Raw genomic sequence first — 14,534 nt, forward strand, 5'->3', positions numbered from 1 at the left:
CAAGCCTTGCCCATAACCTTCGGGGTAAGGAAATGACCATCAAGACTGCCAATCTCGGTTTCCCGCGCATCGGCCGCCATCGCGAACTGAAATTCGCGCTCGAACGCTATTGGGCTGGAAAGGCGAGCCGCGACGAACTTCTCGACACCGGAGCCAAGCTCCGGGCCGAAAACTGGGCCGCACAGAAGGCGCGCGGCGTCGACATCATCCCATCAAACGACTTTTCCTTCTACGATCACGTACTCGATACCGCCGTACTCGTCGGTGCAATCCCGGCCGCCTACGGCTGGAAAGGGGGAGCTGTCGATCTCGACACCTATTTTGCCATAGCGCGCGGTTCGACCGGCGCGCCATGCGCCTCCGGCTGCACGCATACGGCAAGCGACAGCGGCAATCCCGCCCTCGAAATGACCAAGTGGTTCGACACCAACTACCATTACATGGTGCCAGAATTCGACCGCGACCAACGCTTCGAGCTGACGCACAATCGCCCACTCGACGCCTTTCTGGAGGCCCTCGCGCTTGGCTATCGCACGCGGCCCGTCCTGCTCGGCCCGGTGACCTTCTTGAAGCTCGGCAAGGCCAAGGACGGCGACTTCGATCCCGTCGATCTGATTGAGCGCCTGCTGCCCGTCTACGCGCGCTTGCTGGCGGAACTTGACGATGCCGGCGTCGAGTGGATCCAGATCGATGAGCCCTGCCTCGTGCTCGATCTCACGGACAAGGACCGTCGCGCCCTCGACCTCGCCTACCGCACGTTCGCCGCCGAAATTCCCAGGCTCAAGATCATGCTCGCGACCTACTTCGGTTCGATCGGCGACAACACGGCGGCAGCGCTTGCTCTCCCGGTTGCCGGCCTGCATGTCGATCTCGTGCGCGCGCCGCAGCAGATCGACACGCTCATCCAGTCTGCCCCGGCGGACCGGGTGCTCTCGCTCGGCGTCGTCGACGGCCGCAACATCTGGCGAACCGATCTTGCCGGCGTGCTGCGCCGGCTGCAGCCACTGGTCTCGGCCCATGGCCGCGACCGGATCGAGCTTGCCCCCTCATGCTCGCTTCTGCACGTGCCCATCGATCTCGACCTGGAGCGGGCGCTCGACCCCGAACTTTCCTCCTGGCTCGCCTTCGCTGTGCAGAAGCTCGATGAACTCAGGCTGCTTGCCCGCGCCTTCGAGCCGGGACTTGCCAACCCGGAGCAGGTGTTCTCAGCCTCGACCGAGGCTGCCAAGGCGCGGCTCACCTCACTCAGGATCCATGATCCGCTGGTGGCCGGACGGTTGAAGGCGCTGACGGCTGCCGACGGCCGGCGGCTATCGCCTTTCGCCACCCGTCGCGCGCTGCAGGCTGAGCGGCTGTCGCTGCCGCTCTTTCCAACGACGACGATCGGCTCCTTCCCACAGACCTCCGAGGTCCGGCAGGCCCGGTCGCTGCATGCCAAAGGCGAGCTCAGCTATGTCGATTATGTCGCCTACCTGCGCAAGGAGACCGAGCAGGCGGTGCGCTGGCAGGAGGAGATCGGCATCGACGTGCTGGTCCATGGCGAATTGCGCAACGACATGGTGCAGTACTTCGCCGAGCAGCTCTCCGGCTACGCCTTCACCCAAAGCGGCTGGGTGCAGAGCTACGGTTCGCGCTATGTGCGCCCGCCTGTTATCTTCGGCGATGTCTCGCGGCCGAACCCGATGACAATCGAATGGGCAGCCTTCGCGCAATCGCTGACCGACCGGCCGGTCAAGGGCATGCTCACCGGTCCGGTCACCATGCTGCAATGGTCCTTCGTGCGCGACGACCTGCCGCGAGCAGTCGTCTGCCGGCAGATCGCGCTGGCGCTGCGCGACGAGGTGATCGATCTCGAGGCGGCCGGCATCGCCGTTATCCAGATCGACGAACCGGCGCTGCGCGAGGGCCTGCCGCTTAAGGCGGCCGATCGGAAAGCCTATCTCGACTGGGCGGTGGAGTGCTTCCGTCTCAGCGCCGCAGGCGTCAATGACGCCACCCAGATCCACACCCACATGTGCTACTCCGAATTCAACGACATCATGGCCGCGATTGCTGCGATGGATGCCGACGTCATCTCGATCGAGAGCTCCCGGTCGAAGATGGAACTGCTCGGCGCCTTCACCGATGAGGCCTATCCGAACGAAATCGGACCCGGCGTTTACGACATCCATTCGCCGCGGATGCCCGATGTCACGGAGATGGTGCATCTCATCGAGAAGGCGACCGAAGGTCTTCAGCCGGCACAGATCTGGATCAATCCGGATTGCGGCCTGAAGACCCGGGGCTGGGAAGAAACAAAGCCGGCACTCGTCAACATGGTGGCGGCGTCCCGAACACTGCGCCGGGCATTTGCGGCGCGTAAGCGGCAGGCCGCAAGCGCATGAGCGACACGTTCCAGACGGCGCCGAGGAGAACCTCGGCGCCTGCCGCTCTCATCGACATCGTCTTTCCGGGCGACACCAACCATCACGGCCATGCAGATGGCGGCACGCGCGTCCCCTGTCACAGGCTTGACGACGAAGGGCCGTTTACTCCCCGTTATCCACACCGGCAAAGAAATCACCCCCTTGCCCCGGCATTCGCCACCCGGAACCTATTGACGTCAGTTTGCGATGAACTACTATATGTAGTGTTCAAGGTTCTCTCGATTCGCAAGAATTGAGAGCTAAGACGGGAATACGGTGCGCCGGCGGGTTTTCGCCAGGCTATGCCGTAGCTGCCCCCGCAACTGTAGACGGCGAGCGACTGTCCGGATTTGGACCACTGAGGCATGAGGCCTCGGGAAGGTCAGGATGGAAGCTGCGACCCGTGAGCCAGGAGACCTGCCTTGAGCACCAAACGTCCACGGGCGGGGTGTCCGGAGGGGTTGAGTTGAGTGCGGCAGGATGAGCCTGCCTGATCGTCTCGACATCTCCCCGGCAACCTGCCGTAAGCTTCGGGGTGAAGTCATGTCAGCATCTTCCAGTTTAGATCCGCCAATTATGGACGGCTGCGCGTTTCGGCGCGCCTGATCGAAATGCCGCGTGCCGGAACTGCGAGAATTCGGTGCGCCCTATCACGATCAATCCGGCCCGGTCGCTCGGAGCGATGATCGGGCCTGTTTGATGACGCCAACTTCGGCCGACTTGGGCCGGAGCTGAGCAATTCATTCTCTATCGCCACCCTGACGGTTCGCATCGGTGCGACCCGACGATCCTTTGCGCCCAATTTCCAGTTCCGATTACGAGGAAAGCCATGTCCATCACCGTCTACAGCAAGCCTGCCTGCGTCCAGTGCACCGCCACCACCCGTGCCCTCGACCGCCAGGGCATCGACTACACGATCGTCGACATTTCCGAAGATACGACTGCCTTCGCGCTCGTGCAGGACCTCGGTTACCGCCAGGTTCCGGTCGTCGTTGCCGGTGAACGGCATTGGGCCGGGTTCCGCCCGGACATGATCAGCGCGCTTTCCTAAAGGAGAGAGGCGATGGGCCTGATCGTCTATTTTTCCAGTCGTTCGGAGAACACCCATCGCTTCGTCGAAAAACTCGGCCTTCGCGCGGCCCGCATACCGCTCAAGGAAGGTAAGGATCTGCTTACGATTGCCGAGCCCTATGTGCTCGTCGTGCCGACCTATTGCGGCGACGACGGCCGGGGCGCCGTGCCGAAACGGGTCATCCGCTTCTTGAACGATGCGGGCAACCGCTCCCACATCCGCGGCGTGATTGCCGCAGGCAACAGCAATTTCGGCGCGACCTACGGGATCGCCGGCGACGTAATTTCGGCCAAGTGCCGGGTGCCCTACCTTTACCGGTTCGAGCTTCTCGGAACCGAGGAGGACGTCGCCAATGTCAGAAACGGGATGGAACGATTTTGGACGTCACAACACTCGAACGCCCTTTGAAGGCGACAGAAACCGCGCTCGACTATCATGCGCTGAACGCGATGCTGAACCTCTACGACGAGCATGGGATGATCCAGCTCGACAAGGATCGGCAGGCGGCGAAGCAATACTTCCTTCAGCACGTCAACCAGAACACGGTCTTCTTCCATAACTTGCGCGAGAAGCTCGATTACCTCGTGGTCGAGGGCTACTACGAGCAGGAGGTTCTGGACCAGTATTCCTTCAACTTCGTGCGTGATCTTTACGACCACGCCTATAGCAAGAAATTCCGCTTTCCGACCTTCCTCGGCGCCTTCAAATACTACACCTCCTATACGCTGAAGACCTTCGACGGAAAGCGCTATCTGGAGCGCTACGAGGACCGCGTCTGCATGGTGGCGATGACGCTGGCGCGCGGCGATGAACAGCTCGCCCGCGATCTCGTCGACGAGATCATTTCCGGCCGTTTCCAGCCGGCGACGCCGACTTTCCTCAATGCCGGCAAGAAGGCCCGCGGCGAGCTCGTTTCCTGCTTCCTGCTTCGGGTCGAAGACAACATGGAATCGATTGGCCGCGCGATCAATTCGGCGCTGCAGCTCTCCAAGCGCGGCGGCGGCGTAGCGCTGTCGCTCACCAACATCCGGGAGATGGGCGCGCCGATCAAGCAGATCGAGAACCAGTCGTCCGGCATCATCCCGGTGATGAAGCTGCTTGAGGACTCGTTCTCCTACGCCAACCAGCTCGGTGCCCGCCAGGGGGCAGGCGCTGTCTACCTGCATGCCCACCACCCGGACATCATGCGCTTCCTCGATACCAAGCGCGAGAATGCCGACGAGAAGATCCGCATCAAGACGCTGTCGCTCGGCGTCGTCATCCCGGACATCACCTTCGAGCTCGCCCGCAACAACGAGGATATGTACCTGTTCTCGCCCTATGACGTGGAGCGCGTCTACGGCGTGCCGCTGACCGAGATCTCGGTGACAGAAAAATACCCCGAGATGGTCGAGGACGCCCGCATCCGCAAGCGGAAGATCAAGGCGCGCGATTTCTTCCAGATCATCGCCGAGATCCAGTTCGAGAGCGGCTACCCCTACATCATGTTCGAGGACACGGTGAACCGGGCCAACCCGATCGCCGGGCGCATCACCATGAGCAATCTCTGCTCGGAAATCCTGCAGGTGAGCGAGCCGAGCGCATTCAATGACGACCTGTCTTACAAGCACATGGGCAAGGATATCTCGTGCAATCTCGGCTCGCTGAACATCGCCGCGGCGATGGATTCGTCCGACTTCGGCAAGACCATCGAGACCTCGATCCGGGCGCTGACGGCCGTTTCGGACATGAGCCACATCTCCTCGGTTCCTTCGATCGAGAAAGGCAATGACGACAGCCATGCCATCGGCCTCGGGCAGATGAACCTGCACGGCTATCTCGCCCGCGAGCGCATTTTCTATGGCTCCGAAGAAGGCATCGATTTCACCAACATCTATTTCTACACGGTGACCTACCACGCGATCCGGGCCTCGAACCGCATCGCCGTCGAGCGCGGCGAGAGCTTCAAGGGCTTCGAGAGCTCGAAATACGCCTCAGGCGAATACTTCGACAAATACACCGAAGCCGAATGGCTGCCGGCGACGGAGAAGGTGAAGGAGCTGTTCGAGAAGGCCGGCATCGCTATCCCGACCCAGGAGGACTGGCTGGAGCTGAAGCAGGCGGTCATGACGGGCGGCCTCTACAACCAGAACCTCCAGGCGGTACCGCCGACGGGGTCGATCTCCTACATCAACCACTCGACCTCCTCCATCCACCCGATCGTCTCGAAGATCGAGATCCGCAAGGAAGGCAAGATCGGCCGCGTCTACTATCCGGCCGCCTTCATGACCAACGACAATCTCGAATATTACCAGGACGCCTACGAGATCGGCCCGGAGAAGATCATCGACACCTATGCTGCTGCCACCCAGCATGTCGACCAGGGCCTGTCGCTCACCCTGTTCTTCCGCGACACGGCGACGACCCGCGACATCAACCGCGCCCAGATCCACGCCTGGAAAAAGGGCATCAAGACCATCTACTACATCCGACTTCGCCAGATGGCGCTGGAGGGCACGCAGGTCCAGGGCTGCGTTTCCTGCGCTCTCTAACGCCGCGTTCCCATAAAGTGCCCCTCACCCTAGCCCTCTCCCCGCTTGCGGGGAGAGGGGACGTGCCCCGAAACGCTGATGGATGCGTAAGGACGGTGCGGCTAGTCCCTTCTCCCCGCGCGCGGGGAGAAGGTGCCGGCAGGCGGATGAGGGGCTGACACGACCCAAAAGGCCCAACCGATGAACATGCACACAAAACCCGCAAGCCGCATCCGCGCCATCAACTGGAATCGCATCGAGGACGACAAGGACCTGGAGGTCTGGAACCGCCTCACCGGCAATTTCTGGCTGCCGGAAAAGGTGCCGCTCTCCAACGACATCCCGTCCTGGGCGACGCTGAAACCGGAGGAGCAGCAGCTCACCATCCGTGTCTTCACCGGTCTCACCCTGCTCGACACCATCCAGAACGGCGTCGGCGCCGTCAGGCTGATGGAGGATGCCGCCACGCCGCATGAGGAGGCAGTGCTTTCCAACATCTCCTTCATGGAAGCGGTGCACGCCCGCTCCTACTCCTCGATCTTCTCGACGCTCTGCCTGACGCCTGACGTCGACGACGCCTATCGCTGGTCGGAGGAAAACGTGTTCCTGCAGAAGAAATCGGCGCTGATCATGGAGCAATATGCCTCCGCCGACCCGCTGAAGAAAAAGGTCGCCAGCGTCTTTCTCGAAAGCTTCCTGTTCTATTCCGGCTTCTATCTGCCGATGTACTGGTCGAGCCGCGCCAAGCTCACCAACACCGCCGACATGATCCGCCTGATCATCCGCGACGAAGCGGTGCACGGCTACTACATCGGCTACAAGTTCCAACGCGCTCTGGAGCGCTTGAGCGAAGAACGCCGACAGGAGATCAAGGATTTCGCTTTCGACCTGCTTCTCGAACTCTACGACAACGAGGCGAAATACACCGAAGCCCTCTATGACGGCGTCGGCCTCAGCGAGGACGTGAAGAAGTTCCTGCACTACAACGCCAACAAGGCGCTGATGAACCTCGGCTACGAGGCGCTGTTCCCGCCGGAGGCCTGCAAGGTCAACCCCGCCATTCTCTCGGCGCTCTCGCCGAACGCCGACGAGAACCACGACTTCTTCTCCGGCTCTGGCTCCTCCTACGTCATCGGCAAGGCGGTCGCCACCGAAGACGAGGACTGGGTTTTCTGAGAAAACCCAGGGCACTTGCGGAAAAAATGAAGAGCCGCCCGAGGACCTGGCGTCTTCGGGCGGCTCCGCACATCAACCGGGCACCTCTATTCCGCGGCGACCACCCGGCTGCGGCCGATCGTGGCCTGGGTCAGCAGGAAGGCGGCAAGCGCGCAGGCTGCAATGGCTCCGGCCATCGGCAGGGCCGTTCCGTCGAAAAAGACGCTGGCGATGATCATCGCGACGGCGGCGGTGACGAAATGCAGCGTGCCCATCAGCGCCGAGGCCGTGCCGGCAATCTCACCATGCTCCTCAAGCGCCAGCACCGCCGATGTCGGGATCACCAGGCCGAGCACACCGTAGCCGACGAACAGGAAGGCGGCCATGACCGGCAGTTGGTTGAAGCCGAGGCTCATGACGATGAACATCGTGGCCATGGTCAGCGCGAAGGCGCCAACGGCAAGGTGCATGACCCGCACCAGGCCGAAGCGTTCGCCGAGCCAGCCGGTCGCCTGCGACACGGCGAAGAACGATACGGCGTTCATCGAAAAGGCGATGCTGTATTGCGTCGGCGTCAGCCCGTAGTGGTCGATCAGCACGAAGGGCGAGTTGGCGAGATAGACGAGGAAGCCTGAGATCCCGAGCCCGCCGATGAAGGTGAGCGTCAGGAAGTTGCGGTCGGACAAGAGCAGGCGGTAGGCGGCGAGCGCGCTCGCGACACTGCTGCCGGCACGATCCTTTTTCGGGCGGGTCTCCTCAAGTTGCGTCGACAGCAGGATCAGGCCGACGAAGGCGGCGATCATCACCGCATAGAACACGCCGCGCCAGCCGTAAAACTGGATCACCGCGCTGCCGGCGAGTGGCGCCAGGATCGGCGAAATGCTGAAGACGAGCATCAGGAGCGACATCAGCCGCGCCGCCTGCACGCCGGTGTGCATATCACGGACGACCGCACGCGGGATGACCATGCCGGCGGCACCACCGATCCCTTGCAGGAAGCGGAAGGCGATCAGGGTTTCGATGTCGGTTGCAAGCGCGCAGCCGACACTGGCGACGGTGAAGAGGCCGATACCGAGATAGAGCGGCGCCTTGCGGCCCCAGATATCGGAGAGCGGACCGTAGATCAGCTGGGAAATGGCAAAGGAAATGAAGAAGGCCAGCAGGCTCAGCTGCACCACGCCGTTTTCAGCCGCCAGATCCTTGCCGATCGACGGCAGGGCCGGCAGATACATGTCGATTGCAAAGGGGCCGATCGCCGAAATCAGGCCAAGCACGATGGCTGTGCGCAGGAAGGACGTTGTCATGGCAAGATCTTTCAGAAATCGCGACAAGCAGCCGGCCCGAGGCCGGCATCGCTGCCGCCAGGATTGAAACTCGAAAGATGACGGTCGTGCCAGGATCGAACGTTTGGGAGACGCATCCGGCACTGACTACTCAGTCCATTAATTTGGACACAAGTGTAAAATTAGACACCATTGTCTAAATCGTCAATGGGCCTTATCTTCAATCCATGAAAAGAAATGACTTCGCCTCGCCGGACGCCCGCGTGCAAAAAGGACAACTGGCGAAACGCGTCTCGATCCTGGAAGCCGCAGCAGACGTATTCTGCCGGGAGGGCTTTTCCGGCGCGAGCATCGATGAGATTGCCGCCGAAGCCGGCGTATCGCGCCAGACGATCTACAACCATTACCGCGAGAAAGAGACGCTGTTCATGGCGGTAATCCAGGACATCATGGATCGCACCAACGGCGTCCTGTTCTCCATCCTCGCGACATTTCCCGAAACGGCCGACAATCTTGAGGAAGACCTTTCCGCCTTTGCGGTGCGCCTCAACAAGAGCTGCATCTGCAACCAGGATGCCAAATTTATCCAGAAGCTGATCGCCACGGAGGGCCATCGCTATCCGCATCTCTTCCAGTTCTGGCGGGAACAGGGCCCAGGCAAGACCGACCGCGCACTGGCGGCGCTTTTTGCCCGCCTTGCCCATGCCGCACCGCTCTTAATCGACGATTTCGATCTCGCCGCGCGCCAGTTCATCGCGCTGATCAAGGCCGACCTGCAGATGGGCGGGCTCTTCGGCGAAGCCCCGAGCGAGGCCGAACTTGAGGTCAGTGCCCGCAGGGCAGTCAGGACATTTCTGCGCGCCTATGGCCAGCCTGCCGCACAGACGCCCGCCTGACACCTTGCCGCCAGCGCCGCTGCTCCGCCTTGGCTGCCCGCGCCTGAAGCGCGTCGTGGTCTTTCGGATTCGCGCCTTTAGGCTTTTGCGCGACATGCTTTAGCGGGTGATGCGAAATCCTTGAAACTCTCCCGTCGTTTCGACGAATTCGGTGATGACCTGCGTGACCGATGCCATCGGCGGCCCCTTGCGCAGGCGTTCGAGCATCGTCGTTACCGCCTCTTCCGAACCATTGATCAGCGCGGCAACCGAACCGTCAGGCTCGTTTTTCACCCACCCGGCCAAACCCAGCTTCTGCGCCTCGTCACGTGTCCACACACGGAAGCTAACCCCCTGAACACGCCCGAGGATTCGCACCCGCGCCGTCTTTTGGAATTGGCCCATGATGATCGCCTCCGTCACCGTCTTCGGATCAATCTGGGGCAATCCGTGGCGAAGGCAAGCGCAATACTGCAAGCCGGGCATATTCCCCCTCATCGTTGTCCGCGCAACCCGAGGCAACGCGCTGCGCGGCAGATGTATTTATCTCGCAACCAATATATTTTTTCTTTGCGTATTTTTAAAAATTGACGCGCGAAAAGTTTTGTGGTTTTTACCCACTCACCAAGACGGCGGCGGGAGGGCCACGCCAGCTTGGCCGAGACACCGAAGGCCCACGCCGTTTCCAGGGAGGAAACCATGAACATGTCCCGCATTCTGAAATCGCTCGTCGCCGGCACGGCCCTGTCGCTGCTTGCTTCCACAGCCTTTGCCGACGGTATCGGCGCGTCGCTGCTCACCCAGCAGCATCCCTTCTACATCGAGCTTGCCGACGCGATGAAAGCCGAGGCTGAGGCCAAGAACGTCAAGCTCGAAGTGTCGATCGCCAACCAGGATCTCAACAAGCAGCTCGCCGACGTCGAGGACTTCATCGTCAAGGGCGTCGACGTCATCGTCATCTCGCCGGTCGACAGCCAGGGCGTGCGCGCCGCGATCGAGAAGGCCGAGAAGGCCGGCATCAAGGTGATCACCGTCGACGTTCCGGCCAATGGCGCAACCGTCACCTCGCATATCGGCACCGACAACTTCACCGGCGGCGTCAAGGCCGGCGAGCTGATGGCCAAGGTCCTCGACAACAAGGGCAAGGTCGCCGTCATCGACTACCCGACCGTCCAGTCGGTGGTGAACCGCGTCAACGGCTTCAAGGAAGCGATCGCCAAGCATCCGGAGATGGAGATCGTCGCGATCCAGACCGGCATTACCCGTGCCGAAGCGCTGGCCGCCGCCCAGAACATGCTGCAGGCCAACCCCGACATATCAGGCATCTTCGGCTTCGGCGACGATGCGGCACTTGCCGCCGCCGTGGCGGCCAAGGCGGCGGGCCTCGAATCCCAGGTCAAGGTCATCGGCTTTGACGGCATGAAGGAAGCCCGCGACGCCGTCGACACCAACCCGGTCATGGTCGGCGTCATCCAGCAGTTCCCGGACCAGATGGGCAAGCAGGCCGTCGACACCGCCGTCAAGGTTGCCGCCGGCGAGACCGTTCCGGCCGAACAGCCGATCGTGCCCGGCGTCTACACCGCGAAATAAGTCCTCCCAGGACCGCCGCCGCCTCCGGGCGGCGGCAACCTCTCGGGGTGAACGCCTCCGGCATGTGGCCGGAGGGCGCTCCCTCGGCTTGCTCCTTGCGCGCCTGAACAGAGGCGCGGCGCTCTATGGAGGTCGCCATGCATGGTTCGACCATGGATACCATTCTTGAGATCAGCGACATCACCAAGTCCTTCGGCCAGGTCGCAGCCCTGAAGGGCATGCGCCTCAAGGTTCGGCGCGGTCGGGTGCACACGCTGCTCGGCGAAAACGGCGCCGGCAAATCGACGCTCATGAAGATCCTCGCCGGCGTACACGAAGCGACCTCGGGAGAGATCAGCCTCGACGGGCGCCCGTATCGGCCGACCGATCCGCGGGACGCCGCCGCCCTCGGGCTTGCCATCGTCTTCCAGGAGCTCAGCCTCTGCAGCAACCTGACGGTGGCCGAGAACATTCTCGCCACCCGCGAACCGCGCCGCTTCGGCTTCATCAACGACAAGGCGCTGATCACAAAAGCCCGCGCGATCGTCGCCGATCTCGGCCTGCCTATCGACGTCAGCGAGAAGGTCGGCAATCTCTCGATCGCCCAACGCCAGCTCGTCGAGATCGCCAAGGGTCTCAGCCACGAGGCCAAGGTCATCATTCTCGATGAGCCGACCTCCTCGCTCAGCGACAGCGAAGCGGAAATTCTCTTCGACATCATCGCCCGGCTGAAGAGCCGCGGCGTCGCCGTCATCTACATCTCGCACCGCATGGAAGAGATCATGCGGCTCAGCGACGACATCACCGTCATCCGCGATGGCGAGTATGTCTCTACCCATGACCGTGACGACGTCACCATCGAGGCGCTGATCGCATTGATGGTCGGCCGCCGCATGGATGAGATCTATCCGCCACCGGTTCATGAACAGTCGGCCTCGGCAGCACCGGTCCTCTCGGTCGATCGCCTTGCCCGCGACGGAGAGTTCGACAACATCTCCTTCGACGTCCGTCCCGGCGAAATCCTCGGTTTCTTCGGTCTGGTCGGCTCGGGCCGCTCCGAGGTGATGAACGCACTCTTCGGCATGAAGTCTGCCGCCGGCACGGTGCGCTTCGACGGGCAAGCGGTTCGCTTCCGCTCACCGGCCGAGGCAATCGCCCGCGGCATCGGCTTCGTTACCGAAAACCGCAAGGAAGAGGGCCTCGTTCTCAGCCACAGCGTCGGCTGGAACATCTCGATGGCGGCCCTCTCCGATTTCACCGGCCCGCTCGGCTTCACCCGCAAGCGCGCGGAGCGCGAAGCTGCGGCCACGGAAGTCGGCCGGCTGGCGATCAAGACGCACTCGCTCGACACCCCATCGGGTTCTTTGAGCGGCGGCAACCAGCAGAAGATCGTGCTCGCAAAATGGCTGCTCACCCGGCCCAAGGTGCTGATCCTCGACGAGCCCACCCGCGGCGTCGATGTCGGCGCCAAGTTTGAAATCTACAAGATCATCCGCCAGCTGGCGGCCGAGGGCACGGCGATCCTGCTGATCTCCTCCGAGCTGCCGGAAGTTCTCGGAATGAGCGACCGCGTCGTCGTCATGCACGAAGGCGTCATCGGCGCGACCCTCTCCGGCGCAGACCTCAATCCGGAAACGATCATGGCGCACGCAACGGGATTCCAATCATGACACAGCTATCCGAAGCCCAGGCCGCCTTGATGCGCGCGCTGAAACAATATGGCGGCATCCTGCTCTCGCTGGTGATGCTCTGCGCCATCTTCTCCTTCCTCAACCCGCGCTTCATGTCGGTCGTCAACTTCATGAACATCCTGCAGCAGGTGGCCGTGGTGGCGATCGCCGCTTTCGGCATGACCTGGGTGATCCTGCTCGGCGAGATCGATCTCTCCGTCGGCTCGATCATCGCGGTTGCCGGCATGGTGGGTGCGCAATGTTTCGCCTTCGGTCTCGGCTTTGCGCCGGCACTCGTCATCACGCTTCTGGCCGGCGCTCTGATGGGCATGCTGAACGGCGTGCTGACGGCAAAACTGCTGCTCCCCTCCTTCATCGTCACGGTGGCGACGATGGGCATCTACCGCGGCATGGTCAGCCTGCCGACCAACGGTGCGCCGGCGATGATCGAGAATTCGACCTGGACGGCGATCGGCACCGAGAGCTTGCTCGGATTGCCCGTCATCATCTGGGTCGTCGCCGTCCTCTTCGTCGTCAATCATATCCTCCTGAGCAAAACGAGCTTCGGCCGCCGCGCCTACCTCACCGGCGGCAACCGCGAGGCGGCGGTCTATTCCGGCATCAAGGTCGACCGACTGAAGATCACGATCTTCATGATCTCGGGCGTGATGGCGGCGATCAGCGGCGTGCTGCTCTCCTCTCGCCTGTTCTCCGCCCAGACCAATGCCGGCATGAGCTACGAGCTCGACGCGATTGCCGCGGCGGTCCTTGGCGGCACCTCGCTTGCCGGCGGCGTCGGCACCATGGTCGGCACGCTGATCGGCGCGCTGATCATCGGCGTCATGAACAACGGCATGAACATGCTGTCCGTCCCCTACTTCTACCAGCTCATCGTCAAGGGCCTGGTGATCCTGATCGCCGTCTGGCTCGACGTGCGCGCCAAGCAGGCAAAGCGCTGATCCCCTTGGAGCGGGATGAGGAGAAGTGTTTGCGGTTTTCCGCCTGCATCCCGCTCCGACCTAATCATCGTGATCGAACGAGTGACACACCATGCATAAGATACTGACGATCGGCGAAATTCTCGTGGAGATCATCGCCACCGAAAAGGGCGACGGTTTTCGCCAGGCGACACCGCTCATCGGCCCCTATCCTTCCGGCGCTCCGGCGATCTTCATCGATCAGGTCGGCAAGCTCGGCCAGGCGGCGGCGATCATCTCGCGGGTCGGCGACGATGACTTCGGCCATGTCAACCTCGACAGGCTGAAAGCGGACGGCGTCGACATTTCCGGGATCGCCATCGACCCGCTCGGCACCACCGGCAGCGCCTTCGTGCGCTATCGCGCCGATGGCAGCCGCGCCTTCGTCTTCAACATCCGCCACAGCGCCTGCGGCACGATCCGGCTCGATGAAGCAAACCGGGCGCTGGTCAGAAGCTGCAGCCACCTGCATGTGATGGGCTCGTCGCTCTACGCCCCAAGCGTGGTCGAGAGCATTATCTCGGCGATCGAGATCATCAAATCAGCCGGCGGCACGGTCTCCTTCGACCCGAACCTGCGACCGGAAATCCTCGACAGCCCTGGCATGCGCGAGGCGCTGCAGACGGTGCTCGCCAAGACCGACGTCTTCCTGCCGAGCGGCCAGGAACTCTTCCTGTTCACGCGGGCAAAGACCGAGGCCGAAGCGGTGTCGGAACTGCTCGCCACCGGCATCAAAGTGGTCGTCGTCAAGCGCGGCGCCGAGGGCGCCAGCTACTTCGACCGCGAAACGACGTTCTCGCACCCGGGCTTCGCTGTCGAGGAAACCGACCCGACGGGCGCCGGCGACTGCTTCGGCGCGACCTTCGTCACCTTCTGGCTGAACGGCGCGAAGCCCGCAGAAGCCCTGGAATTTGCCAACGCTTCGGGCGCACGCGCCGTCATGATTTCCGGCCCGATGGAAGGGGCCTCGACGCGCGCGGATCTCGAAACCTTCATCAACGCGAAAAAGGGCTGACCG

13 protein-coding genes and 1 riboswitch are annotated in these 14,534 nt (G+C 62.3%); of the genes, 10 read left to right on the top strand and 3 right to left on the bottom strand.

Going from position 1 to position 14,534, the window contains the following annotated elements; genetic code table 11:
- Nucleotides 1–32 precede the first annotated feature (32 nt).
- The 5 genes from metE to nrdF all read left to right on the top strand — a co-directional run bounded on the left by metE (nucleotide 33) and on the right by nrdF (nucleotide 7,163).
- On the top strand, nucleotides 33–2,384 hold the full coding sequence (metE, locus tag BBX50_RS25740) for a 5-methyltetrahydropteroyltriglutamate--homocysteine S-methyltransferase (RefSeq protein WP_065778132.1): 2,352 nt from the start codon (nucleotides 33–35) through the stop codon (nucleotides 2,382–2,384).
- A gap of 235 nt (nucleotides 2,385–2,619) precedes the next feature.
- Nucleotides 2,620–2,845: riboswitch (cobalamin riboswitch) on the top strand.
- A 389-nt stretch (nucleotides 2,846–3,234) separates the two neighbouring features.
- A complete protein-coding gene (gene nrdH / locus BBX50_RS25745; RefSeq protein WP_065778133.1) occupies nucleotides 3,235–3,456 on the top strand; it encodes a glutaredoxin-like protein NrdH in 222 nt (73 codons plus the stop codon).
- 12 nt (nucleotides 3,457–3,468) lie between these two features.
- A complete protein-coding gene (gene nrdI / locus BBX50_RS25750) occupies nucleotides 3,469–3,885 on the top strand; it encodes a class Ib ribonucleoside-diphosphate reductase assembly flavoprotein NrdI (protein WP_065778134.1) in 417 nt (138 codons plus the stop codon).
- Entirely contained in the window at nucleotides 3,855–6,008 is a 2,154-nt protein-coding gene (gene nrdE / locus BBX50_RS25755) for a class 1b ribonucleoside-diphosphate reductase subunit alpha (RefSeq protein WP_065778135.1), read from the top strand. The genes nrdI and nrdE overlap by 31 nt, the downstream gene beginning before the upstream one ends.
- 180 nt (nucleotides 6,009–6,188) lie before the next feature.
- Nucleotides 6,189–7,163 (top strand): class 1b ribonucleoside-diphosphate reductase subunit beta, encoded by a 975-nt coding sequence (gene nrdF / locus BBX50_RS25760; RefSeq protein ID WP_065778136.1) that lies wholly within the window; start codon nucleotides 6,189–6,191, stop codon nucleotides 7,161–7,163.
- An 86-nt stretch (nucleotides 7,164–7,249) separates the two neighbouring features.
- On the opposite strand, the gene BBX50_RS25765 is transcribed toward nrdF, so the two are convergent.
- Nucleotides 7,250–8,446, bottom strand: a complete 1,197-nt coding sequence (locus tag BBX50_RS25765; RefSeq protein WP_065778137.1) for a multidrug effflux MFS transporter — start codon at nucleotides 8,444–8,446, stop codon at nucleotides 7,250–7,252.
- Nucleotides 8,447–8,652: 206 nt separating this feature from the next.
- On the opposite strand from BBX50_RS25765, the gene BBX50_RS25770 reads away from it, so the two are divergent.
- Nucleotides 8,653–9,321, top strand: a complete 669-nt coding sequence (locus BBX50_RS25770) for a TetR/AcrR family transcriptional regulator (RefSeq protein WP_065778138.1) — start codon at nucleotides 8,653–8,655, stop codon at nucleotides 9,319–9,321.
- Between the two features lie 99 nt (nucleotides 9,322–9,420).
- On the opposite strand, the gene BBX50_RS25775 is transcribed toward BBX50_RS25770, so the two are convergent.
- Nucleotides 9,421–9,705 (bottom strand): acylphosphatase, encoded by a 285-nt coding sequence (locus BBX50_RS25775; protein WP_065778307.1) that lies wholly within the window; start codon nucleotides 9,703–9,705, stop codon nucleotides 9,421–9,423.
- 89 nt (nucleotides 9,706–9,794) lie between these two features.
- Nucleotides 9,795–10,007, bottom strand: a complete 213-nt coding sequence (locus BBX50_RS30145) for a hypothetical protein (protein WP_139108398.1) — start codon at nucleotides 10,005–10,007, stop codon at nucleotides 9,795–9,797.
- On the opposite strand from BBX50_RS30145, the gene BBX50_RS25780 reads away from it, so the two are divergent.
- The 4 genes from BBX50_RS25780 (at nucleotide 10,000) to BBX50_RS25795 (ending at nucleotide 14,531) form a co-directional block, all read left to right on the top strand.
- Nucleotides 10,000–10,890, top strand: coding sequence for a substrate-binding domain-containing protein (locus BBX50_RS25780; RefSeq protein WP_065778139.1), 891 nt, complete (start codon nucleotides 10,000–10,002; stop codon nucleotides 10,888–10,890). The genes BBX50_RS30145 and BBX50_RS25780 overlap by 8 nt on opposite strands.
- 137 nt (nucleotides 10,891–11,027) lie before the next feature.
- Complete coding sequence (locus BBX50_RS25785; RefSeq protein WP_065778140.1) at nucleotides 11,028–12,539, top strand: sugar ABC transporter ATP-binding protein; 1,512 nt, start codon at nucleotides 11,028–11,030, stop codon at nucleotides 12,537–12,539.
- A complete protein-coding gene (locus BBX50_RS25790; RefSeq protein WP_065778141.1) occupies nucleotides 12,536–13,498 on the top strand; it encodes an ABC transporter permease in 963 nt (320 codons plus the stop codon). Before BBX50_RS25785 ends, BBX50_RS25790 begins: the two co-directional genes overlap by 4 nt.
- 91 nt (nucleotides 13,499–13,589) lie before the next feature.
- Complete coding sequence (locus BBX50_RS25795; protein WP_065778142.1) at nucleotides 13,590–14,531, top strand: sugar kinase; 942 nt, start codon at nucleotides 13,590–13,592, stop codon at nucleotides 14,529–14,531.
- Nucleotides 14,532–14,534 lie beyond the last annotated feature (3 nt).

This window comes from Ensifer sp. LC11 (genome assembly GCF_001695835.1).
Classification (GTDB): Bacteria; Pseudomonadota; Alphaproteobacteria; order Rhizobiales; family Rhizobiaceae; genus Ensifer.